The 26,036-nt window shown below is 40.5% G+C and carries 15 protein-coding genes; 4 read left to right on the top strand and 11 right to left on the bottom strand.

The genetic code is table 11. From position 1 onward, the window contains the following. Position 1: 1 nt before the first annotated feature. The gene (bcp, locus tag G3O08_RS06705; RefSeq protein ID WP_163284147.1) at positions 2 to 466 is read right to left on the bottom strand and encodes a thioredoxin-dependent thiol peroxidase; all 465 of its coding nucleotides are present in this window, start codon (positions 464 to 466) and stop codon (positions 2 to 4) included. A 125-nt stretch (positions 467 to 591) separates the two neighbouring features. On the opposite strand from bcp, the gene G3O08_RS06700 reads away from it, so the two are divergent. Continuing rightward, complete coding sequence (locus G3O08_RS06700; protein ID WP_163284145.1) at positions 592 to 1,869, top strand: replication-associated recombination protein A; 1,278 nt, start codon at positions 592 to 594, stop codon at positions 1,867 to 1,869. A gap of 11 nt (positions 1,870 to 1,880) precedes the next feature. Here G3O08_RS06700 and G3O08_RS06695 read toward each other — a convergent pair whose 3' ends face one another. Continuing rightward, a complete protein-coding gene (locus tag G3O08_RS06695) occupies positions 1,881 to 2,297 on the bottom strand; it encodes a hypothetical protein (protein WP_163284143.1) in 417 nt (138 codons plus the stop codon). A gap of 138 nt (positions 2,298 to 2,435) precedes the next feature. Here G3O08_RS06695 and G3O08_RS06690 point away from each other — a divergent pair, with 138 nt between their 5' ends. The 3 genes from G3O08_RS06690 to G3O08_RS06680 are packed head-to-tail and all read left to right on the top strand — an operon-like array spanning position 2,436 to position 6,687. Next, positions 2,436 to 4,004, top strand: a complete 1,569-nt coding sequence (locus G3O08_RS06690; protein ID WP_163284141.1) for a hypothetical protein — start codon at positions 2,436 to 2,438, stop codon at positions 4,002 to 4,004. Next, complete coding sequence (locus G3O08_RS06685) at positions 4,001 to 5,239, top strand: hypothetical protein (RefSeq protein WP_163284139.1); 1,239 nt, start codon at positions 4,001 to 4,003, stop codon at positions 5,237 to 5,239. Before G3O08_RS06690 ends, G3O08_RS06685 begins: the two co-directional genes overlap by 4 nt. Then, positions 5,236 to 6,687 (top strand): T9SS type A sorting domain-containing protein, encoded by a 1,452-nt coding sequence (locus G3O08_RS06680; protein ID WP_163284137.1) that lies wholly within the window; start codon positions 5,236 to 5,238, stop codon positions 6,685 to 6,687. The genes G3O08_RS06685 and G3O08_RS06680 overlap by 4 nt, the downstream gene beginning before the upstream one ends. Here G3O08_RS06680 and G3O08_RS06675 read toward each other — a convergent pair. The 9 genes from G3O08_RS06675 to G3O08_RS06635 all read right to left on the bottom strand — a co-directional run bounded on the left by G3O08_RS06675 (position 6,684) and on the right by G3O08_RS06635 (position 25,982). Further along, positions 6,684 to 8,705, bottom strand: a complete 2,022-nt coding sequence (locus G3O08_RS06675; protein ID WP_163284135.1) for an OmpA family protein — start codon at positions 8,703 to 8,705, stop codon at positions 6,684 to 6,686. The genes G3O08_RS06680 and G3O08_RS06675 overlap by 4 nt on opposite strands. After that, the gene (locus G3O08_RS06670; protein WP_239541028.1) at positions 8,641 to 9,222 is read right to left on the bottom strand and encodes a 7-carboxy-7-deazaguanine synthase QueE; all 582 of its coding nucleotides are present in this window, start codon (positions 9,220 to 9,222) and stop codon (positions 8,641 to 8,643) included. Before G3O08_RS06670 ends, G3O08_RS06675 begins: the two co-directional genes overlap by 65 nt. 324 nt (positions 9,223 to 9,546) lie before the next feature. Continuing rightward, positions 9,547 to 10,080 (bottom strand): hypothetical protein, encoded by a 534-nt coding sequence (locus G3O08_RS06665; RefSeq protein WP_163284131.1) that lies wholly within the window; start codon positions 10,078 to 10,080, stop codon positions 9,547 to 9,549. 8 nt (positions 10,081 to 10,088) lie between these two features. Then, entirely contained in the window at positions 10,089 to 19,913 is a 9,825-nt protein-coding gene (locus G3O08_RS06660; protein ID WP_163284129.1) for a T9SS type A sorting domain-containing protein, read from the bottom strand. Positions 19,914 to 20,031: 118 nt separating this feature from the next. Further along, the gene (locus G3O08_RS06655; protein WP_163284127.1) at positions 20,032 to 20,925 is read right to left on the bottom strand and encodes a bifunctional 5,10-methylenetetrahydrofolate dehydrogenase/5,10-methenyltetrahydrofolate cyclohydrolase; all 894 of its coding nucleotides are present in this window, start codon (positions 20,923 to 20,925) and stop codon (positions 20,032 to 20,034) included. Further along, positions 20,925 to 22,271 carry a signal recognition particle protein gene (gene ffh, locus G3O08_RS06650; protein WP_163284125.1) on the bottom strand — a complete coding sequence of 449 codons (1,347 nt, stop codon included), beginning with the start codon at positions 22,269 to 22,271 and terminating at the stop codon, positions 20,925 to 20,927. The genes G3O08_RS06655 and ffh overlap by 1 nt, the downstream gene beginning before the upstream one ends. Before the next feature lie 54 nt (positions 22,272 to 22,325). Further along, positions 22,326 to 24,110, bottom strand: a complete 1,785-nt coding sequence (gene argS, locus G3O08_RS06645; protein ID WP_163284123.1) for an arginine--tRNA ligase — start codon at positions 24,108 to 24,110, stop codon at positions 22,326 to 22,328. A 5-nt stretch (positions 24,111 to 24,115) separates the two neighbouring features. Next, the gene (ctlX, locus tag G3O08_RS06640) at positions 24,116 to 25,060 is read right to left on the bottom strand and encodes a citrulline utilization hydrolase CtlX (RefSeq protein ID WP_163284121.1); all 945 of its coding nucleotides are present in this window, start codon (positions 25,058 to 25,060) and stop codon (positions 24,116 to 24,118) included. Positions 25,061 to 25,064: 4 nt separating this feature from the next. Beyond that, positions 25,065 to 25,982, bottom strand: a complete 918-nt coding sequence (locus G3O08_RS06635) for a dimethylarginine dimethylaminohydrolase family protein (RefSeq protein WP_163284119.1) — start codon at positions 25,980 to 25,982, stop codon at positions 25,065 to 25,067. Positions 25,983 to 26,036 lie beyond the last annotated feature (54 nt).

Raw genomic sequence — 26,036 nt, 5'->3', positions numbered from 1 at the left:
ATTATAAGTTGATTAGCTCTAGTACTTGTTCTGTTGCTTCTTTGGTTTTTACTTTTTCTATTATATGCTCAATATTTCCTTCTTCGTCTATTAAAAAAGTTTTTCTATTAATTCCGTCATAAGATTTCCCCATAAACTTCTTTAGACCCCAGATACCGTATTTATTTATTACATCCTTTTCGGTATCGGCGATAAGCGTAAATGGTAAATCATATTTATCAATAAACTTTTGGTGCGACTTCTCTCCGTCAGCACTTACCCCTATCACTTCAAAGCCTTGTTTTTGAAGAGATGCGTAATTGTCTCTAAAGTTACAAGATTCTTTGGTACATCCCGGCGTGTTGTCCTTCGGATAAAAGTACAGAATAACTTTCTTACCTCGGTAATCCTTTAAGGAAATCTCATTTCCGTTTTGATCTTTAGCAGTAAATTCAGGTGCTTTAGACCCTTTTTCTAATTGTGACATATGTTCTTTTATTCGTTTATCAGAATGACAATTAATGAGCGTTTCTGTTTTAACAATGCAAAGATTCTTATTCACAACGTAACCTATTTACGTTGCAATAAAAAAAGCTTCCTTAGCTTTGCACAATGGATTTCACCCCACTTGCCGAAAGGCTTCGCCCCAAAAATCTCGATGAGTTCATAGGTCAGGAACAACTCGTAGGCAAAGATGCTGTTTTTAGACAGGCTCTCCAAAGAGGAATTATCCCTTCTATTATTTTTTGGGGTCCCCCGGGAGTTGGAAAAACCACTCTTGCTAAAATTATTGCAGGTTCATTAAACCGTCCTTTTTACACCTTGAGTGCTGTAAGTTCGGGTGTAAAAGATGTGCGTGAAGTTATTCAAAAAGTAGAGCAATCCGGTCTTTTCGGCTCTGGAAATGCCATTTTATTTATTGATGAGATTCATAGATTTAGCAAATCTCAACAAGATTCGCTCTTGGGAGCGGTTGAAAAAGGAGTACTGACTTTGATAGGAGCTACGACAGAAAACCCATCTTTTGAAGTCAATGCGGCTTTGCTTTCCCGATGTCAGGTTTTTGTATTAAAAGCTCTGGAAGTACAACACCTTGAGCAATTGCTAACGCGTGCATTGAGCCAAGACAAGCAATTGGCTGCGATGAATCTGGAAGTTGCTGAAACAAAAGCCTTGTTTAAACTAAGCGGTGGCGACGCGCGCCGATTGCTCAATGTTTTGGAAACCGTCATTCAATCTATGCCCACTGGCACTAAACTTATTACAGACGAGCTGGTGGCGAACGTAATTCAGGAAAACCCTGCGCTCTACGATAAAGACGGTGAGCAGCATTACGATATAATATCGGCGTTTATTAAATCCATTCGCGGAAGCGACCCCAACGCGGGTATTTACTGGCTGGCTCGTATGCTCGCGGGTGGCGAAGACCCCAAATTTATTGCACGCAGGCTCATTATTTTAGCTAGTGAAGATATTGGTAATGCCAACCCTACAGCTTTGGTTCTGGCCAATACTACTTTTGACTCTGTTCAGAAAATAGGCATGCCCGAGGCTCGGATAATATTGAGTCAATGCGTGGTTTATCTTGCCGGTTCGCCAAAGAGCAATGCTTCATACGACGCCATAAACAAAGCTATGGCACTTGCAAAAGACAAAGGGAATCTGGCAGTACCGATGCATTTGCGAAATGCGCCAACCAAGCTGATGCGTGATTTGGGATACGGTGACAATTACAAATACAGCCATGGTTACGAGGGCAATTTTAAAGCGCAGGAGTACTTACCAACTGAAATTACAGGAGAGAAGTTTTATGAGCCCGGTGGAAATGCACGCGAAAATGAAATTCGCACTCGGCTTAAGAATTGGTGGAAGGATAAATACAGATATTAACTGAATCAGCATTAATCACCAAAAACTTGGTCTCGCCGGCGGGCAAGCATATAAACAGTTCCTACTGCTCCACCGCCAGCCCCCTGCTCTATCATTTGCCAAAGAAAATCTACTACAATATGCTGGGTGCCGGCTCCTTTAAAAGATACGCCGAACACAAATGCAATAAGATAGATGAAAAAACCCAATGCAACGCCCATAAGCGAACCTTTAAGCTTTATTCCAATACCCATACTGAGATAAGTAAACACAAAAGTGAGCGCAAAACCTATAACAATATAGGCCAACACCGCCAGAGAATAAAAAAGAGTATGCGGAGAGGGTATGAATTTTAGGTCGTTAAGCAATACACCATGCCAAAACATTCCAAGCCCAAACATCAGGATTGACGATAAAAACCAGGAGATTATGAAGCGTTTTTTTAACATAGCGTTGATTGTCGCGAAATTAAGGAGAAAAGACTACTATATCAAGTGGTTTTCCATAATCACCACTTCTATTTCGATCTTTTTCCAAAACATTTACCATTTCTCCGATTATTTAGAGCTATGAACTATATTCGCAGGATGAAAAAGGCAATTTTGATCTTCGTTCTTTTATCATTCCTGTTAGCCTGTCAAAAGGATCCTACTTCGTGGGACACTAGTCTGAGTGCCCCGCTGATTAGAACCAATCTGGGTATTGGTGACCTTATTCCTGATTCAATTCTTCAAATAGGAAGCGACCAAAGTGTTGCCATCCGGATTGAGGAAAATATATTTGACATTGGTATCGATTCCCTTATTGCTATTGAACCCGACACAGTTAGCAAAATATTCTCTATCGCGCCACTTCTTCAATTCACTTTTAATCCGGGTCAAACATTTTATAATTCTGACGAATCCTTTGAATTCAATGGAGTTGAAGCACAACTTAGTCAAGCCATTCTAAAAGGGGGTAAATTAATTCTAAACGCCGAAAATAGCATTGATGGAGACTTGAACTTCATTCTGAAAATCCCCAAAGCCTTTAAAAATGGTGAAAGTCTCCTGATTTCTGAAACGATACCGGCTGCGAGCGGTAATGAAAATGGACTTTTAAATCGAGAAATTGATATTTCAGGTTATGAGCTTGATCTCACCGGACAAAACGGAAATGAATTTAATGTACTGGCGGTGCAATTTACACTTTCCAATCCTGCGAATGGTGAACCAATTACCGCAGTCAATTCAGATATCGTAAAGCTCTCGGTGAGTTATACTGATCTGGATGTGCAATTTGCAAAAGGGTATTTTGGTACAGAAGCACTCAACTTAAATGAAAGTTCGATTTTCAATGCATTTGACGGATACAATGACGCAATGATTGATGTAGACGAAGTAAATGCGGAATTGAGTTTCACAAATGGTTTCGGAATCGACATCCAGGCTTCAATTTTTCAGATAAAAGCATGGAATAACTTTACTGAAAACAGTGTAAACTTAAGCAACAGTCTGATAGGCAGTAATATAAATCTATCCAGAGCCGGATTAAATGGATATGACCCATTACCATCTGCAAAGAATTATGTCTTAAACAATTTCAATTCAAACATTACGGAATTGCTGGAGCTTTTACCTGACTCTATTTTTATAAATGCGAACGCAAGCTTAAATCCTCTTGGAAATATTTCAAATTACAACGACTTTGTCTCTGATAAGAGCAGGCTTCGTTGTGACCTTAGTCTGCTTATTCCAATGAAATTGAGCTTAACCAATCTGAGTATTCGCGACACCACAAAATTAGAATGGCCGGGCAATGAAAATTTTTCAATTGAAAGCGGAAACTTATACTTGGCGGCCAGTAATTCTTTTCCCGCCAATTTTTTACTTGAAATAAATGCTATTGATGGATCTAACAATGTTGTTCTTAAACTGAATCCTTATTTAGAAAATCCGGAAGGTTTAATTTCAGGCAGAAATGGAGATGAACCTTCAAATTCACTATTGAAATTTTCATTGGATGACTACGCGGTAAACCAATTGAAAAATTCAAAAAGTATAGCTATTAAAGCAAATTTTGAAACCACAAATTATCCGGAGACCGTCATTTTTAATGAAAATGATAGTTTGAAAATTCTCATCTCTTCTGATTTAAATTCCAGATTGACATTTTGAAAACCAACCTGATATATAGCTTTTTCGTTCTTACCTTTATCTCTCAGGTAAGCTATGGGCAAATAAACCAGTATCAAAATGGAATACTCCCATATGACAGTACAACCACCTATTTGATCGAACTTAGTGGAGACCGCTCTGATATTAGCAATGCATTGAATAGGAAATTTCTTCAAAAAATCGCTTTTGGTGGATATATCGATTCAGATTTGAAAGAAAGTGTAGCCCGGCGGCTTGATCGTAATAATTATTATCGGGGATCGATGAACCCAGGACTTAGCCTAAGTTATTTTTCTGACTCTAAAAGATTTGGTTACCTTTTTTCGTACCGTTATACCAACCTGATTAATGTTGGTTTCAGCGAAGACCTCTTTCAGGTCATTTTTAATGGAAATTCAGATTTTGGCGATAGAACCGCGATTTTATCTAAATCATATTTAAAAAAGGAAGAATTTCAGAGCCTTTCTTTCGGCCTGATTGATAAAAAAAGTGGATCATTTCTAAGCCTGGGAGTCTATGATGGCATGGATTATAGAGATTTTAAACTTGGAGCAACCGGATTGGCCACTGACTATGAAGATATTGATGGAGAAGAATTTGCGGAAAGAGTCTACTTCAGCACGAGAGATTCTGAATTTTCTGAATCTTCAAAAAAATACCGACCATTCAGTAATGGAGTGGGAATAGGCTTGAGCGGTGTTTATAATTTTGAAAAATCCGGTCATAAATTTCGGGTTTCGGTTTCAGATCTGGGAGCAATCTATTGGCGTGACCTGTCGTATCGCGATACAACAGGTCAATTTGAATTTGATGGCTTTGAGTGGAGCCCCGGTGATGACGGCCGTTTAGGCAATGTTGTAGATAATCTTGTGGACAGCCTCATACCAAATGCTGAAAACGTAAACAAGTGGTCTCTACTTCCCGGATATGTGAACATCCAATATTATGCTCCTGCCAAAGCGCGCCTATTTTTATCGGCCAGAGCATTGCATTATTATGGGAAAGATTACTACTCGGAAGTTTCAGCAGATCTGAATTTGAAATACGGCAAGAAAAATTTTCTTTGGCTCACAGCCGGATTTGGTGACTATAGCACTTATATTTTTGGATTAGGCACTGAATTTTCTTTTTATAAGCAAGGTGTTTTCAGAATCGGTACTAGGCAGGTTTTAGGGCTTATAGATTCAGAATGGCCCTCAACAAATATCTATTTTAATTACAGCCACCGCTTATGAAACGTTTGATAAATTTTATTTGCCTTGTAATTGTAGCTCAAGCTGCATATGGCCAAGCAGTTTTTCAACGCAGCTATGGCGGACCGGGAAATGAATATGGCCGGGCGGTAATAGAATGTAGTGGCGGAGGTTACTTAATTGTGGGATCGACAAATAGTTATTACAACCCAAGCACCGACGTTTATTTGCTTAGAGTAGATGAAAATGGAGATTATTTATGGGGAAGAAATATTGGTGAATCCAGTAAAATTGACTGGGGAATTGACCTTGCCGAAGATGCGGATGGTAATTTTATTATTGCAGGCTATACAGACGACTCCCCATCCGGATCTTATGATGGTCTTTTGATTAAAACAGACCCGGATGGCCAGGTGATTTGGAAAAAAACTTTTGGAGGAGACGATTGGGATTTTATTGAGGGTATGGCACTCAATAATGCAGATGAGATTGTTCTTGCCGGTTCAAAAACAGTAAATGGAATACAAAAAGGTTGGGTTTTTAAAACCGATTCTGATGGAGAGTTAATTTGGGAAACACTAATCGAAAGCTCTTCGCAACTGAAAATAACGGGAGTGGATATCTGTGATGATCAAAACATTGTTTTTACGGGGTTTTCTTCAAATAATCTTTTAGAAACAAAAACCTTTGTTGTAGGAAGAATAAGTCAAGAGTGTGAAATTGTTTGGGTTACTAACTATCCGGAATTTGGACAGTATGAGGCTAGTGGTTGCGTTTGCTGGGAGAATTTTATTATAAGTATAGGAACGAAGTATGAAAGCAATGACTATTCGCGAATAAATTTATCATCAATTGATTTAAGCAGTGGCTTGCTGCAATGGATGCGTTCATTGAATAATCCAGAACCCAACGTTGGTTTAGGAATAAACGTAAATTTGCTAGGTAATATTCTGGTTGCTGGTGGAATAAAAGATATAATTAGTCCCGACTACTCGGCAATTAGTTTTGAATTCAATAGTCAAGGACAAGATATTGCGGCTGAATATGCTGTACTGCAAGGATCTATAGGAGAGGATTTATTCTACGATGTCGTCCCTGTTTCAGATGGCGGCTATGTCTGCGTTGGCCATTCCAATAGTTTTGGCAACAATTATCAGGTTTTGCTTTCAAAAATTGGAGCCAATGGAGAGAGAGATTTAACCAACACAGACTTTTTAGACCTGGCTACCACATCTAATCCTCAAATTCTAGAAAACGAAATTAAAATTTTCCCCAATCCGGCTCAAGACTTCATTCAAGTAGATAGTGAGGAATCACTCAATTACACTTTTAATATTTTGGGAATCGACGGTAAACAGTTTCTAGATGGAAATATCAAGGATCAGCCCGACGGAATTGCTATTCGCAGCTTGCCTTCCGGACTATTCATTTTAAAATTATACGAAAGCGGTGAATTAAAATCAATTTCTCGTTTCGTAAAACTCCCTTAATTCATCCCAATTACTTTAAACTCGGTACGGCGGTTTTTCGCCCTTCCCTCTTCAGTATCATTTGATGCTATTGGGTTTGCAGCACCATAGCCCTTTGTGGTAATTTTGGCTGAATCTATTCCTTCGGTTTTCACCAAAAAATCTTTCACAGCAAGAGCACGTCGGTTTGAGAGATCGGCATTGTGCGCATCATCTCCCTGATTGTCAGTAAAACCGGCCACCTCAATACGCAAGTTTGGATTTGATTTTAAGAAGTTCGCCAGCTGCTTGAGCTCTGGTATTGACTGTGGTTTTAGCACATCTTTATCCAGATCGAAGAATACATTTTTGAGTACAATCGAAGTTCCTTCTTTAATTTTATTGAGCTTCACATCTACTGCATATCCATTCGAAGGCAATTCTGTTGGCATCGTAAAAGTTTCGGAATGAATCAAATAACCCTCCGCCTTCACTGTCATAGCGTAAGCAGAACCGGTAGAGAGCGCCACCAGAAACTGGCCGTTCCTGGAATCGCTTGTAAATGACATTCTCTCGTCGTTATTTAAATTTGCCAGATCGAGTTTAGCAGCAACAGCTTTTCCGGTTTCAGCATCTGTAACCCTTCCGCGCGCAAAGCCAACAGGTGTTGGTCTCACATCATCGGGTAGTTCAAAGGTATATAAATCAAGGTCTCCAAAACCTCCTTCCCGGTCTGATGAGTAATAGGCCAGCGCCCCTCCGGAAGAAACCAAAACACTGTTTTCGTCCGCATACGTATTAATAGGATAACCGAGATTTACCGGCTCACCCCAAGCGCCATTTTCATCCTTTCGGGAAATATAGAGATCAAGGCCGCCCATCCCCACATGACCATTCGAAGAAAAATAAAGCGTCTTTCCATCAGGATGAATATGAACAGACTCCTCTTTTCCGGGAGTATTGATTTTATTGCTAACCAATTTGGGCTCGGCCCAAGATCCATCGACATTTTTGGTCGTAAAATAAATATCCTGATTCTTCACTCCGGTTCGCGATGGCGTTCCGCGTACAAAGTAGAGTGTGTTTCCATCGGAAGATAAACTGGGTTGGGTTTCCCAATATGGAGAGTTTATGGGCGCTCCAATATTAATCGGTTTCTGCCATTCATTTCCTTCCTTTATGCTTATAAATAAATCGCAAGATCCATAACCTTTCCGGTCAGAGCCGTAGTCGCCCATTAATTCACACGCAGTAAAGACCAGCATGCGGCCGTCGGCAGATAGTGTTGGCGCACCCTCATTAAATATTGAATTCACAGATCGCAAAGGAAAAGCGGGAAACCATATCCCTTCTCGATTCGAACTCACATAAAAATTCTCGTTTTTCCCCCTGAAAGCCATTGGATCTTTATCTAAACGGGTATAAATAAAAGTCTCACCATCTGCAGATATGCATGGATAATACTCGGGAGAATCTGTATTTATCGCCTCTCCCATATTAATGGGCTTAAAATCTACCGGATTTGTGATTGCGTGAACTGCAAAATCACAATTTAAAATATGTTTTTCAGCTACCTCTACCATTTCGGGATTAACTCCGCGGTAGGTATTGAATCTGACAAAATGTGGTTTGGCCTCCGCGTATTTTCCCTGGCTAAACTCAACTGCACCAAGAAAATACCAGGCATTAGGAAAGAAATCAGGATTTAATTCAACTCCTTTTTCGAGGGCAATTTCGGCATTCGGCAAATCTCCCATTTCAGAATACACCTCAAACCGGAAAAAATAAGCCTCTATAAAATTCGCTTCCTTTTCAAGAGCTTCAACAATAAAGGCAAGTGCCAAATCGTAGTTGCGCTGATCAAAAGCAGTTTGCGCGTTTTTATATGATCTTATAGCTTTGGTATTGGAAATAGAAAACTGATCTTGAGCATTTGCCTGATAGCCCACCAAAAGGGCAGCAGCAAAAAAACCAATTTTCAGCAGGCTGCACCAATTACGGAATACCCAGATATTTGTGAGTTTGAAGAGAAATTTTCCAACGGGGATTTTCTTTGACATAGGCTGTTATTAATGGCATCATTTCTTCAGCCTTGCTCCATTCGGGTTGAAGATATAATAAACAATCTTTACGAACCAATTCGGCATGGGTTTCTGCCCATTTAAAATCGTGTTTATTAAAAATTACGACCTTTAGTTCATCTGCTTTTTCATAAGCTTCTGGCAAAGGCTTTTTAAATTTCTTTGGAGAGAAGCAAACCCAGTGCCAGTTTCCACGAATGGGGTGAGTACCCGATGTTTCAATATGGGTTCGCAAACCTTTATTCTGAAGGTCGCTCGTTAAACTATTCAAATCGTACATAGCAGGTTCGCCGCCTGTAACGACCACGATCTCTGTCCCCGACTCTTTGGCCACTTCCGCCAGATCAGTCGTTTCCAGTACCGGATATCCTTCGGCATTCCAGCTCTCCTTTACATCGCACCACACGCAGCCCACATCGCAACCGGCTAGCCTGATAAAATAAGCTGCGCAACCTGTGAAGGAGCCTTCGCCTTGAATTGTATAAAATTGTTCCATAACCGGTAGTTGAAGGCCGGTTTTGGGTTTGGAAATTGAAGAAGTTTGCATGTAATCGAAAAGCTGAGAAATAAAAAAACCTGTGCGAGATCATGGTCTAGAAAAACTCTAAACGACATGAATGGAACTGCCATCTCGGTTCGGTAATCCTCCTGTCCCACAAAGGGAAATTCACAATGTGAATTGAGGCCCGCCCTTGCCGCTACGAGCTTAGTACCAATATTAATCCTGTTAGTTTTTCAAACTTTTATTCTCGCACAGGAATACTTTTGTTCCGTGTGATACGAAGTTAAGTAATTTAATCTTACAACCACAAAATAAATTCTATTTACTTGAAAAATGATCCTCCTTATCGGCAAAAAGAATGTTAAAAGTAGTAAGCGACCCATAAATACGGCTGATATACTGCTGCATGTGCACCTTATCAGCATCATTCAATTTCTCATGGCTATTGATATTCTGCTCAAGCACGCGCAATCGGTCTCTCACCATTACAATTTTATGAAAAAATGCATCTATAGGAACTTCTTTTGATTGCAAATCTGCCGTTGCGGGTTTTATAATTAGGGTTCCTCCCTCCCATTTCCCACCCATTGCGACCGGCTGACTGATGCCAGCCATTTCTTTAAGCACTCTCTTGAGCGCTGCTTCTACGGTTTTTAAATCTAATCCTGTGTCAGCTTCCTGTGCTGATTCCAAGACCTTTAAACCATCAAATTTTCTTGATATTTCTTTATCCCCTTCGTGTTTGAAAAACACATTTAGAGTAGATAAATCCATACCTACTATAATTCCTTCGCCAAATGTCGGGTGCTTTATGCGCGCGCCAATGCCAAGAAGTCCGTCATTTAAGTCCATTAAAATTATTATTTACTGATTACTAGTGGTTTGGAGCGCATTTTATCTCCCACCATAACGGTTACAAGATATATCCCCGCATTGTAATTACAATCAATTTGCTGAGAAATTCCCTGCCCGTCTATTTGAATAATTTGCTCTGACAAAACTTTGCCCGATAAGTCAGAAATCATAATTCTTACCGCAGTATCTTCATAACCGGGCAGCATCATACGAACCGTTTGATATTTCGTCGGATTCGGATAAACCAAAAATTCCAGTTTTTCACTATTCGATTTCAATGCTCTTTCAAGCGAAACCAAATTTGGATTTATATCATACTTCCCATCAAAATCAACTTGCCTGATGCGGTAGTAAACCCGCCCATAAGGTGCATCTCTATCGGTAAAGCTATAATTTAACTGGGTAGTGCTATAGCCGGCACCTGTAATTTTCGCTACAGGCAACCAGTTTTGCGCATCTATAGATCTTTCGAGTTCAAAGTAGTCATTGTTTTGCTCTGAAGCTGTTGTCCACTCCAGTAAATGCTCGTCGCCGTTAGTTTCTCCACGGAAGGTTAGCCAGGTTACAGGGAGGGGGTTGATTCCATCTGATGAGCCGAGTGTGAAAAATCGTTCTGAGAATGATACAGCATCTTGGCTTATAAAATTCCCTGTTGATATTCCCGCATTGTAAGTAAAAGCATCGCCACCATAAGAATCCCATTCATTGGTAGAAGTATTGTAAGATAAAACGAGCAGCTTACTATAATCTGATGAGTTGGTGGCAACAGCAGAGTTTTCACCCCAACTTAAAGAAATTTTAGATGAAACATTACCTGTACTATGGTCAACCCTCCAATGCTCCTGAATACTTATTTCTTCGATTACAGGTGAGTTGGTTGGGTTTGGATTCATAGAAGTTACTGGCGACTGCACGGTGGCTAGAGTATCGTAATATTCCGCTTCCCAGATTCGGTTGGCCGATCTGCTGCTCAACCTCAAAGGTCTGTAACGTTCATTTTTACCAATAGGAAAAATGCGCTCGCCTGAAACGCTCAGAAGATCCCATTTCATTGGACCATTCACAAAAGAGCTCGGGCTTCCGCCAATAGGGTCAATGTCGGTTCCATCCATCGTAAGAATCACGAGGCTATCAATACCGGTATTTAGATTTCCGCTTTCCAATCGCAAAGTGTCCGATATTTCAACATTATCATAAAGCGTAACCCCGGAAGAGTTTGCAACATGAAGGAATGGGATTTTCGACGAACCGGTAAAATCTCCGTCGATGAATTGTGGTAAAGTTCCTGCCATTTTAAGTCTGGCTCCACCCACGCCTCCGGTTATAGTACCAGATGTTTTGGTGATATTTCCTTCTACTTCAGTCACGCGACTTACCGAGCCCAGGTTGAGCACAGATCCACCTAGATTAAGGTTACCATCAATTGTCGCGGTACCCTGATTACCCGCTGAAAAACTTCCACCAGAACCACCTCCATTAAGATTAAGATTACCCTTAATCTTCAAGTCACCTTGCCCCATATTAAAAGATCCCGTCTCAATATTAAGATTCCCCTGTGCGGTAAGCAAAGCGCCATCTGCACCATCCACTTCAGGACCATCGATAGTAAGATCTTCACATATAGTGGCGTCATTATTTGAGAATTTTATTAAGCTCAATGGGTGACCTATAACGTCAACCTTTCTTACCGAAGGTAAATTCGCGAGAATTTCAAAATTATCGCCATTTCGGCCTTCATAAATCAGTTTACCGCCAGAACAGTTGAAAAAATTAGTGTAATCGCCAGACGGTAAATTTCCTGTGCCTACAAGATGAATAGTTCCAGTACCTGTAACTCTTCCCAACCGGTGAAAACTTGTAGCATCAATTTTTAAGGTTGCACCATCTGCTATATCTGTTCTATAAAAATTGATATTATCTGCACTTAGGGTTAAAACGTGATTCGAAACCACATTAACACGCGCTCCTGATGGAGCGCCCCCACCAGGAACCATAGTTGTATATGTATTGTCTATTGCATTCCCAGAATGATCTGTTGTATAAGCAGTAATTACTATAGGAATTGCAGTTTCAATTCCTGCAAAATAATCGCCATCAATGGCCGCCTCTCCAACATTATCAAAATTAAATTGGATAAAGTTGTTGACTTCATCTACATCATCGGGACCAGTAAATTTAAAAATGTAATCGTTCGATACATCGCTATAAACCCTGGCAGCAATATAATCAGTCTCATCATAAGGAGAGGTGACATTCATATAATCTTCATCGTAAATAAACTGAGCCGCCATTTTAAGGTTAGATCCAATGTTAGAGGCATCTAATGAGAAATACATACCCAGAACGTTATTCACATCATTTATTTCAGGGTCAGGACTCTCAAGATCCTGTATTACAACTGGATGCCGAGGTACATTGAGTTTTAACAAATAACTGCTGGGAGTTGTGCCACTAGAAAATCCCGATTGGGCAAAATCAAGCCTTACAGGCATATACTTATCAATTCCTAAAGGAATAAAAATATCCTCGGTAGAATTTGCATTCACGTTTTTCAATACTCCAAAATTCGTGAAAGCACCTCCTGTGCTTATCATATTGAACTCTCCGAAAGCATTTACCTCTTCAATCTCCGCATCGAGACCTAATTCCAATAAATTACCTTGCAGTTTTAACACTCCCCTTGAAAGTCGTAGTTTCTCATCTAATATGAATCTATAGCCCGAACCATTATTCATAACCACACCTAGAGAATTATCAATTGTAATCGTGCTAATTGAAGTAATCCCTCCATTCACAGATCTATCAAGTTGCTGTTCTGTGTTACCGTTAAATATTAATCCGATACTTCCAGGTGCAAAACTCATTACGCCATCGGCCACTACATCACCTTTTACTGTAAGTGCGTTCACCCCAAAATCTATTGTCCCTGCATCTAGGGTAAAGTCGTTATTTACCAAAAGATCCTTTGCCACCGTTGTAAGTCCACCGGTTCCACCGATTCTTTCCAGATTAAATAGATCAAAAGTACCTGTTCCCAATACAGATCCAATTGAAGAGTGATTTAATGTGACTTTGGAGGAAGTTGAGCTGAGAAGCCCGTCATTATCCACATCACCAAATAAGATCAAATTCTGATTTCCACAATTTAAGGAAGCTCCACCTTCAATAATTAAATCATCATTTAATGTAAGTCCAAGAGAAATAAGATTTACAATTGGATCCTCGGTAGACGAGTTATCAATAGTAATCTTATTCAATGGAATAGAACTTTTTATTCCAAAATTCTTGATTTGCGCTCCAGTAGGCGAATCCATATTTCCAATTGTAATTTCAGAAGTACCCGATACGTTTGAAACACTTGGATTTTCAATCAAAAGTGAAGGAGTAGAACTGCTATTCACACCTCTAACAAATGTAAGCGTGCCTCCTGTATGTTCAAAGCTGCTACCGATATTGGTAATTTCAAGCATTCCACGATTTGCAGCAGGTGCAGCGTACCTTCCTATTACCACACCACCACCGGTTTGCATGTATTTTAAAACTCCTGCGGTATTAGTAAGACCACGTCTTACCTGACTTCCAACTATAAGCGAGCCACCTTCGATTGTGATCTTTGCCAGGCCGCTAGATGCATATTCTATATAATTATTTTCACCATCGGCATCGCCGATGCTGAAAGTTCCCCCGGTCATTTTTAATAATCCTTCAAGTATCAAGCCGGTCTCATCTCCTGTAATTTGATAATTTCCGGCATTCAATTCCAGACCAGCCGTTTCGGGAATTCTAAAATCCCCTCCTCCCGAAGAAAAAGTAAGATTTATAGCTGCATTATTGAGCTTTAATAAACCGTTTTTTAGATTAATTGGTTTTTGAAGCTCATTAGTTGGGCTGAAAAAGTCTATGTCAGAATTAAATGTAAAACTTGAAGTTAAATCAATTCCTTTATCTACCTCCAATTTCCAAATTTTTGGTATTGCACCAGCCAGTCTATTATACTGATGGTCACCTGTACCTCTAACAATTAAATTCACAAAAGTCGTATCAGTTGGAATAGTAAGCGTTGGAAGATATAAGTCCATTCCTACTGTAGAAATGGAAGTTTGAATAATATCTCCTTCAACAATTAATTGATTAGGTAAATTTGATTGAGATCCACCAATCAGGGGTGCCTCAGTTTTATAGGGGTGACCACTCGGCAAATCTCCTTCCAGACCCCATTTATGAGCAAGGTAACCTTCCATTTGCTCCCTCTCTTCTTGAGTCAACGCCCGCTTTATCAGAATAATCTCAGCAATATCCCCATCAAAAAATCGCTGGGTACCTTCATCCATAGCACCAATTGAAACGTTGTGAACATTCCCATTGTTAGTGGCTCCCGAAGCGCCATTGTCTGAAGCAGTTCCACTAATCGTATTATAAAGTAAACCATTATTACCTTGTCTTCTCGCCCAGCCCATATTTGCATTGGATCCTACAGACGTAGGTGCCTGCATCTGCATAGACCCGCCGTCCATGTAAAATTTTATTGCAGGATTATAGAAATAAAGCATAAAATCACGAGAGCTTACACCACCTTTTGCATATACCGCAGCTTGATTTGGAGCAACATCTGACTTAATAACAGAAAAAATTTCAAAATCTTGACTAGCCATCATATTGAGCTGATCGTTATGATCAATTCTCAGAAAATCATTATTACCATCAAACCGAATCGTGTTTTCACCGTTCAGGCCAGACGATTGATATTCAGGTCTTTTTGTATCGTCCGTTTGGTAGGAATTATAAGTGCCTCCAGCTTTATTATCCCAGCCAGTCACCTTGGTCCCGGATAATGCAATTGTAGATGCATCAGATGCATCTAACCAAAGTAAAGCACCTACCTCATCTGGTGTCCAGTCAACTGGCACTATAGGTGGACTTCCTATTGTTGAAATATCAATAAGAGATCCATTTCCTAAAATTTTAACATCCCCACCTACTGTGACAGTTTTACCGTTTTTTCCCTTTCTAAAAAAAAGTCTTGAATTAGAAGATGCCGCCTGATATTGAGCAAGAATCAAATCACCAGCCACATCAATATTTCCGGCAGCATTGGTGCTAAGCAAAAGAGCTGAGCTTCCTACAATTTCTAATTTATTCTTTACTGTAATATCTGACGAAATAGTTGGGCTCCCAGTTGCTACAAACAAATTTGGAACATTTGCAGGTAAAAAATTAAACACTGTCGAACCGGCTGCTATCACAACTACCGATGAGTCTTCATTTAAAAAGCCTCCTATATCTGAAACACCTAAGTCGATATCGCTTTGGAGCCAGAGCGCTCCCTCACCAGTAATCTGCTGTACTTTTATTATATCAGCTGTAGTACCCAATTTGAGTGTTGGTCTTAATATTCCCAGATTATCAGATCCTGAGCCGAAATATCTCGGCAATCTATTTCCTCCTGTATTCTGAAGTGGTGTAAAAGCCACAACAGTAGCCTCTATCCCTCCAGATGGCGCGACGTAAACGTGCGGCTTATGGGTAGATGGGTCATCCACATCAAAACCTATTATTGCAATATCACCCGCTTCAGGGAAATCGCCTTGAGTGGAATGGCTTGAGCTATGATAGTCAAAGATGTCATCGCCAGATGAGAAAGTGCTAAGTTCATTCCAATTGTTAGAATCATCCCAAACAGCGCCTACGTTTACAAAATCACTATTAGAAAAGAAAACCTGCGGCGATCCGGAAAATCGAAGTTCATCACCAGCAGAGTAATCTGCATTCACCAAAGGCGTTCCTGAACCGGTTGTTCCAGCATTTTGGTCATCACCATTGTAATAAATAAGATTTGAACCAGTGTTTACATGGGCCGTTGAAGGAGCAGTTAGCGCATCCACACTTCTCAAGTAAGGCAGCTGAGTTAGCACACGACCAGAAGAGAAATTTGTCTCGTCGCCTTCTGCATCGCTTTGGTCATATTGAAATCGATGCGTAACATTTGGACGCGTATCAAATTCGCTGGCAGAAATTTTCCAGTAATAATTTAAATAATCCACTCCGGCACTAATATCAAGAGTTGATAATAAAGTATCAACAGGGGTAATTCTGATATACCCTTCATCGATAAACCCACCATTAACGTATACTACTGAAGGTGTATATTTTAGGACACCACCAGAATTCACCCCAAAAGGATAGAAAATAGTCTGAGTACCTGAATGATTTATTATTTCAACACCTCCTGCAGAAGCATTACCACTGCATACTACAAATTGATCATTTACTGCGCTAATACCTGTTATCGGACTCACAATGGTTGATTCAATGCGTAATTTATTATCCCCAATAAAAAAAGATCCGTCATAAAAATGAAATCGATTAGTTATCCGAAGACCGTCATTTTTGAGTTCCACCCCATCCGGATTATCAATATATAACTTATTAAAGATTCCACTTTCCGATACTATGTCCTGTCTCCCAGATAGGCCATTCATCAATATAAAGCCTGTGCTCAAATCTGCTCCAATTCGAGAACGGTTTACGATATTTCCCTTCACATGTGCAACCTCTCCACCTTGATCAAAATAACCCTTTTCAACATTAAAATTGCCTAGCACATCCATTGGAACTGCAACACTTGTGGGCTGTATTTTTGCGTATCTAGTATCTGTATCTTTATTTATCTCAACATTGTTAAAGAACTTGGTTTGACCATCTAGCGTTAAAAAAGTATTAGAGTTCCCAACAAAACGGGTAGTATTTAGATTGTGGTCATAAACTGCACCATTCCCGATCTCAAAGCTACCGTGCAGATACAAGTCTGCCTTATAGGATCCAGTTCCCATTTGGAGGGTCGGACTATTTGCTCCAGTTATTGACAAATTATTGCGAACAATAAGATCCTGATCAACCATATCAGCTTGCTCGCTTCCACCACCTGAATTACCACCGGAAACATAAACAGGACGATTGGTTCCGCTTGCGGATGACCGCGTAATTGTCAAATTCCAGAATGCCGCTCTGCTCGAAAGCTTTTGAGTAGATACTGCATCAGAAACATCAAGAAAAACGGTACCGCCGCTTACGCTCGTATTTTCGGGATCAGAATTTATGAAAATTAATCCTCTGCCAGATGGTCCACTTACATGAAGTTCACCACCTGTCATTCGAAATAAATTTCCGGGGTAGGTGAGACTAAAAGTATAATAAGCGGTATTAACTCCTGCCGGCAAATTCCCATCTACAAAAACCTGGCCCCCATTGATAATCACACCACCGATATTCTCAACACCCAGTACGGATGTTCGAATTTGATCAGTAGTTACAACTCCTCCATCCACTTGAAGCAATCCATTTCCACGCATGGTGAATCCACTTTTGCAGTATGCGTTTAAATTCCCAGCACTAATCTTTACTGTTCCGTAAACAACAATCGCTTCAGTTCCTGAAGGAAAACCTTTTGTAACCTCACCCCCATTAACCCATAGCATGGCGGTTTCATTAATATTGTGGTTACCTCCGTTGTGATGAAGAGGTATAAAAATATTCTCCTTTATCTCTGCCGTTCCATTTACTAATGCAAATGAATTACCATTCGCACCTTCTGAAGTAAATGAATTAGCACCCATTCCAGCATTGCAACGTCCCAAAAGTTGAAACTTATTTGGTGCACCATTTATGGTAAGTGTGTAGGTCATGTCAATACCCTTATTCACAACTATCCGTGAAAAATAGCTAATTCCGTTGGCTCTCAACTCCTGATTTAACGTACCACTGATAAATCTAGCTTCAATAAATTGAGTAGATTCGGGAGCTATATAATTTGGCGATGTGCGAGTTGTAAATCTTACATCCCCATCTATAATAAAGTCTTTCAAAAAATTCCAGGTGTGCTTTATGGCCAATCCGGCAGTACTCGTTCTTATTCTTCCCTGACTTTCTACCAGCACGCGTCCATTACTGTTAACAGTGAGGGAATTGGAGCCATTGTTAACTTCAAGAGTACCTTTATTTATCTCGAACAAACCATTGTGAGTGAGATTAGCAGAAAGGGTTATAACATCAGTACTTAATCCAAAGTTAATTTTCAACTTATTTACCAAAACATCTGTGTTTTGCGTAAAGCCTCCATTTCCATAAAATTCAGCTGTTCCTCCGTTTGCGGCATCAGCAAAAGCTGTAGAATTACCAATTGGAAAATTACCTGATCCACCATTTCCAGAGCAGCGAATCAAACCATTTCCATCAATTGAGGAAAATGTGGGTGCAGGTGCGGCGGCCACATCGAGCGTTCCAAAAACTTTAAGTGCTCCATATATTGGAAAAGAGCCGCTAATAGTAACTTTTCGACCTGATCCAATATATACGTTGTCACCAATTGCAGGAATAGCATTACCTGGATTAACATAAGCTGGTGCGGCACTTCCGTCAAGGGTCCAAGTGGTTGGGTTATTCCAATTTCCGGTTTGATATGCATACCAAGTGCGTAAATCAGCGCCAGTTAAACTACTCTGCGCAGCATTTTGTGTTCCAATTGTATAATACCGATTTGATGAAGCAAAATCTGAACGATTAACTCTAAAGACAACTTCATCGTCTACAATCGCCTTTGAGACTACTCCTGTAAATTCAGAATAAGACCCGCCAATCCCAATTTTTCGCAAGAGCACATAATTATTTGCGTTCTGGGGGATGTCGCCACTAATGCCTTCTCCAAAATCAAATCCGATTTGATAAATCTGACTTCCATCTGTTCCAGCAATTTCCCAGGAGCGACTCCATTGCTGTTGCACACCTGAAGCTAAAGATGGTATAACAGTATTGGTGCCAGACGTTGCCTGGCCTGCACCGAGATATGTGCGCGAAGCAGTAAACTCACCCGAATTAATTCGTAAAACCAAACCATTTGAACGCGATTCATTATGCTCACCGGGATTTCCTCCATTATCTTTACCAATAGCAATGGGCGTAAAATATTCTCCTGCACTCCCCGAAGCATATCCTTGAAATTTATCCCAGTTTGATCCATTGGCATCTATACCATACTTGGTGTGCATATAAGTACGCATCATTCGTCCAATGGGTCTGGTCATTGTGCCTTCCCAAATAATTATTTCAGCTATTTGCCCATTGAATGCATCACCGGCTAAATATCCTCCATTTACTGAATTCTGGATATCACCTATCACAGCTGTTCCAGTGGGACTTATGTTAAATCCATTTGCAAAAGTTGACGTGTTCTCTCCCCCTGCGCTATTTGATCTATTGTATTCCCAGAGAATATTTGATGAATTATCCCACCAGATTCCACCATAATTCCATATTCCGGTGCTGATATTTCCAATATTAGAAGCTCTGTCATTGGCAGCTCCGGCCTGCTGACGAAAACCATTATCATTATAAATATTTACCTCATGAGGTTCAGAAGCGGTAGCATAACTAAAAATTCCGTATTTACTGTCATTGGACTTAATGACAAAATAAATAGAATATCCACTGCTGGGGAATTCAAACCCGGAACAAACAAGTCTGTTATCAGCTCCATCAAACAATAAACAAGGAGTGCCGGAAGGTCCTCCGGCTGCTTGAAATGTAGGTCGATTAATGCCTGTAGCAGTAAAATGATGATCATTTCCACTTTGATCGGTCCACTGAATAACATTGTTTGAACCATCTCTAATTACATCACTCCCATCAAGCCAAAGCAATAAACGCGGTTGCGCATATCCCGTAGGAGATGCAGAACCATCGCCATTCCCAATGCCCAATGGCCCCGTTTGCGCCACAGAAAAAAGCGGCATCAAAAGCAAAACACTAAGAAATAAATAGCGGATAAGTTTATTCATTGGGGCGATGTACGGCAACTTTTAAACGACAAATATACGTTTATTTACGCTCAAAGTCAATATTTAGATTCTTTCACTTCAACCATGTAATAACGAAATATTGACGAAAAGGTTGCCGCTATCTTAGCTCTACTGCTTTAAGTGTATTGAGTAAAAGGGCTACCCTAGTCATTGGCCCAACTCCACCCGGCACGGGTGTAATTGCCGATACTTTCTGAAACACCTCGCCATAGCACACATCGCCTTTCAAGCTAAAACCAGATTTCTTAGATGAATCAGGCACGCGGGTGGTTCCGACATCGATTACTACTGCTTCGGGTTTTACCATATCGGCAGTTACAAACCCTGGCTTGCCTAATGCGGCAATTAAAATATCGGCCGTAGCCGCAAGCTCTTTTAAATTCTTTGTGCGGCTGTGGCAAAGGGTTACGGTGGCATTTCCCATTTCGACATTTCTGGAAAGTAAAATACTCATTGGTGAGCCTACAATATTGCTCCGACCGAGTACAACGCAGTGTTTGCCTGATGGGTTGATACTATTCCGCCTCATCAATTCTATAATCCCGGAAGGTGTAGCTGGCAGAAAACCGGAAAGCCCAAGCGTCATTTTACCCACATTTTCGGGATGAAATCCATCTACGTCTTTTAAGGGGTCGATGGCCATTATAATTTTTTGGGGGTCGATATGTTTTGGCAAAGGGAGCTGAACAATAAATCCATCGATGTCTTTATTGGCGTTAAGGTCTGCTACCAAATCGAGAAGTTCTTTTTCTGAAATGGTGTCAGGTTTGCGGATAAGTGTTGATTCGTAACCAACTTCTTTACAATCTTTTACTTTGTAGCTCACATAAGTTTCGCTACCACCATCGGTTCCTACAAGAACTGCAGCGAGATGAGGAACTTTGAGTCCCTTTTGCTTTCGGTCAGCGACTTTTTTGGCTATCTCATTTCTGATTTCCTGTGCGGTTGCCTTGCCGTTGAGTACAAGTGTATCGTTGGTTTTTGCTTCCATTACATTCCCGGCATTCCTTTCATGCCTCCCATTTGACGCATCATGTTGGCCATATTTTTCTTGTTCGACATGAGTTGCATCATCTTTCGGGTTTCTTCAAACTGTTTTACAAGCTTGTTCACATCCTGAAGGCTTGCGCCGCTGCCGTTTGCAATTCGCTTGCGGCGGCTGCCGTTTAATATTTTATGATCGTTTCGCTCCTCGGGAGTCATAGAGTATATTATTGACTCAATGCCTTTAAATGCATCGTCGTCAATATCCAGATTTTTAACGGCTTTTCCCATTCCGGGTATCATGCCCATCAAATCTTTCATATTCCCCATTTTCTTGATCTGCTGTATCTGATCAAGAAAATCGTCGAAACTAAATTCGTTCTTGGCTATTTTTTTGTGAAGCTTTCGCGCTTTCTCCTCATCGTAATTTTCCTGGGCACGCTCAACAAGCGAAACCACATCGCCCATTCCCAAAATACGATCGGCCATACGCTTGGGATAGAAGAGGTCAATCGCCTCCATTTTCTCTCCCGTACCAATAAATTTAATAGGCTTGTTTACAACCGATTTGATGGAAATGGCAGCTCCACCGCGGGTATCACCATCGAGTTTTGTAAGCACAACGCCATCAAAATTAAGGCGTTCATTAAAAGCTTTGGCTGTATTTACGGCATCCTGACCGGTCATGGCATCTACTACAAACAGCGTTTCTGATGGATTAATCGCCCTCTTTACAGCAGTGATTTCATTCATCATCTGCTCGTCAATCGCCAAACGACCGGCAGTATCGACAATAACAACATTGTGGCCATTGCTACGCGCGTATTGAATAGCAGCTTGCGAAATTTTTACCGGATCTTTTTCATCGCGGTTTGAAAAAACTTCTACACCTATTTGATCTCCAACTACGTGAAGCTGATCAATTGCCGCAGGGCGGTAAATATCACAAGCTACCAATAGCGGTTTTTTTCCTTTCTTGGTCTTTAAGTAATTGGCCAGTTTTCCTGAAAAAGTGGTTTTACCAGAGCCTTGCAAACCCGACATCAAAATAATAGCCGGATTGCCTTTTAAATCAACATCTTCCTGCTCGCCGCCCATGAGCTCTGCAAGCTCCTCCTGCACAATTTTTACCAGTAACTGACCCGGTTTTACGGCAGTAAGTACATCTCTTCCAAGCGCCTTTTCTTTTATCTGATTGGTAAAATCTTTGGCAGTTTTAAAGTTTACATCGGCATCAAGCAATGCCCTGCGAACTTCTTTAAGTGTTTCGGCAACGTTAACTTCGGTGATTTGACCCTGTCCTTTTAAGACTTTAAAGGCGCGGTCAAATTTGTCGGTAAGATTATCAAACATAGTTTTACTTGTCGTTTTAGGCGTGCAAAGATAAAAATTCTAATCCAAAGGTTATTACATCCTGTTGGGAACGCATATTCCTATTAATTCCATTCCAGATTCTATTACTCTACCAACAGCAGCTGCAAGGCCGGCCCGATACTCTTTAATATTTTCAGTTTCGGCCTGAAGGATAGAATGGTTTTGGTAAAATGCCGCAAAATCCTTGGCCAGGTCGTAAATATAATTGGCCAGCAAAGCGGGGTTATATTCCAGCGCTGCCGATTCGATAATATAAGGATATTGATAAATTTTATGCTGTAGGGCGCGCTCGTGCTCATTAATTTCAAAATCTTTCTCAAAGTACATGGGTATGCTTCCATAGCTGCGCAGTACCGATTGAATTCTAGCATAAGAATATTGAATAAACGGACCGGTATGCCCATTAAAATCAATGCTTTCTTTGGGATCAAACAGCATATTCTTTTTCGGATCTACACGCAGGAGGAAATATTTTAAAGCGGCCATTCCGATATCTTCAAAGAGTTTGCGTTTTTCGGCACGCTGCATATCTTCAAGCTTACCCAGCTCTGTAGTGATGGTCTCGGCGCTATGCACCATTGTTTCCATTATCTCGTCAGCATCAACAACCGTTCCTTCCCGCGATTTCATTTTACCCTCAGGCAGTTCCACCATTCCATAAGAAAGGTGGTAGCAATCTTTGGCCCACTTATGGCCCAATTTTTCCAATATTTTAAACAGCACTTGAAAGTGGTATTCCTGCTCATTACCCACCGTATATACCAGCTTGGTAAGCTCAGGAAAATCGTGGTAGCGCAATATCGCCGTTCCAATATCCTGGGTCATATAAACAGCCGTTCCATCCTTACGCAGAATTAGCTTTTTATCAAGTCCGTCGTTAGTCAAATCTACCCATACAGACCCATCGTCTTGTTTATTGAAAACACCACTGTCAACTGCCTCAAGAGCAATTTTTTTACCGACGGTCCAGGTATTACTTTCGTAATAAAGCTTATCGAAGCGAACTCCCATCCGCTCATAAGTTCGGTTAAAACCATCGTAAACCCACTCATTCATGGTTTCCCAAAGTTTATAAACCTGCGGATCTTTTGCTTCCCATTTTTTCAGCATCTCACGGGCTTCGCGCATAAGCGGCGCCTGATCTTCAGCATCTTCCTGGCTCATGCCTTTCTCAACCATCTTGGCCACCTGCTCCTTATATTTGTTATTGAAAACAATATAGTATTTCCCCACAAAGTGATCTCCTTTAAGCGAAGTTGAACGCGGAGTTTCTCCCTCACCAAACTTTTGCCATGCCAGCATAGATTTGCAGATGTGGATACCACGATCGTTGATTATTTGAACCCTTTTTACTGTATGTCCGTAAGCTTCCAGAATTTTAGAAACAGAATACCCCAAAAAGATGTTTCTAAGGTGTCCTAAATGCAGTGGCTTATTGGTGTTTGGAGATGAGTACTCTACCATTACCAAACCTTTGGTTTTCTTATCTCTAAAACCAAAGCGATTTTTGGTGAGCATTTTATTCAATCGGTCAACCCAATAAACACTCCTAAATTTAAGATTCAAAAAACCCTTTACAACAGAAAATGATTCTAAATCTTCTGAATTGCCAACCATATACTGACCCAGCGCATTGCCGGTTTCTTCGGGCGACTTGGCCGATAATTTGGTAAGGGGAAATGTAACAATGGTAAACTCTCCTTCAAATTCCTTCCGTGTATTCTGAATCTGAATCTCTTCTGGCTTTAAATCTGCATTAAAAATTTCCTTTACACCTTTTGAAGCGAGTTCTTGTATCTGTGTTTCTATTTTTCCCATCCGTTCTAATCTTTTTTTGGCAGAAATATTTCTGCCATCATACATCGCGCACTTCCGCCACCCAGTGCTTCAATAGTATCAAGCGAGCTGTGCAGTATTTTCGCGTGATTTTCTATAATTTCTATTTGATCTGGCCGCAGGGAATTGAATGCTGCCGTGCTCATTACACAATACTCCTCGCCTTTATCATTGCACACATTAAGCATATTTCCTGCAAAATGTTCCTTCTGGGCTTCAGTGATTTCAACTATCTTCTTACCCGTTTCCTTTAAGGTGTCTTTTACAATTTTGCGCTCATTCAAATCATCGATGCAATTTAAGCAAATTACCGAGAATTTTGATCCCAAACACATCATTACATTGGTGTGATAAATGGGTAGTCGCTCATCATTATGGGTTTGGTAAGCTTTAAAGGCAACAGGCTCATAGCCAAATCGCTGGCAAAAAGAATCGAGTACATCCATATCGGTACGCTCACTAATCGCAGCATATACCAGCATGTTTTCACGATCGAGAATCATACTCCCCGTTCCTTCCAGGTAAAGCCCTGCATTTTCGAATTCTGAAAAATCTTCAAGCTCTTCTACTTCAAATCCGAAATCGTCGGCCAGAATATCAAATATTTCTTCACGTCGTTCCAATCGGCGGTTTTCGGCATACATGGGGTACATCGCTATGCGCCCATCTGCGTGAAATGAAACCCAGTTGTTTGGGAAAATAGAATCGGGCGTGTGGGGCTCGGCGTCATCTTGAAATACATAAACGCTTATCCCTTCGGCACGGAGCTTTTTTACAAAAGTATCAAACTCTACAGTGGCCCTTTCATTTGCTTCGCCGGGGTCTAAATTGTCCAGAACTTTCTGGTAATAGTTATTCACTGCGGTTTCGGCGTTGTAATCAAAACTCGCCGGTCGCATCATCATTATATGTGCTGTAATCTGTTTGTTCATATCGTTATTTCGTTCTTCTAAGTGGCAATGTAGAACATCGCAATAAGCCTTCCTGCTTACTTATTTCGCCGTAAGGCACTTCTTCTACTGTAAAACCACGTTTTCTCAACTCAGTATTTAATCGTGTAAAATTCTTTTCAGAAACAATGACCTCGGGCGAAATTGAAAAAACATTTGAATACATATTATACATTTCTTCGCGGGTTATTTCTATTATATTCTCTTCTCCAAAGTAGCTGCGCAAAAATTCAACATCTTTTTGATTCTTAAAACCGCCGGGGAAAATTATTGCCTGATCTTTTCCTATTGGCTGAAAGCAACAATCCAGGTGTAGCGCATTTGCCCTTGGGTCATCATCGCTCTTTACAAGTTCAAAAGCGTGCACCTCATAATGCGGAAATTGGTTTTTCAAAAAATCCACTCCTTCCCTATTTGTTCGGCTTACCTGATACATGTTAAAATCTTCGGGTTCAGAATAACCTATAAACAACTTTCCGTTCCAGGGCATTACATCGCCACCTTCGGCGCGTATTCCGTCGGGCATTTCGATGATTTGGTTGGGGTTGATTTGATCAAACACGTAATCAATGGCATGTACCTCTTCATCGCGTTCTTTGAGCACATTTGCTACAACAATCATATTATCAATTACAAAACAAATATCGCGGGTGAAAATTTGATTCAAATCTTCCAATATTTCCGGCCTATATACTTTTACTCCGTATTTGGTGAGTATATTTGCAAAGGCATCCATTTCGCGAACAGTATCTTCTTCGGTAGGGTATTGTCCTTTCCGGATAAACTCTTTCGATTTTGGGTCGTAGGCATTGTCAATGGTTGGAACAGATCCCGGAGAATTTGCAACACCCAAAACCACAGCTTCGAGCTTACTGGTTTCATTTTTAATATGAAGGTCTATCATAAAATAATTCAAGAAATGAATGGCCAAATTTAGCCAAGAAAGCCTGATTATAAA

The organism is Cryomorpha ignava (assembly GCF_010686655.1).
Taxonomy (GTDB): Bacteria; Bacteroidota; Bacteroidia; order Flavobacteriales_D; family Cryomorphaceae; genus Cryomorpha; species Cryomorpha ignava.
Note: the sequence above shows the minus strand (reverse complement) of the source record. Positions and strands in the feature narration are given on the sequence as shown.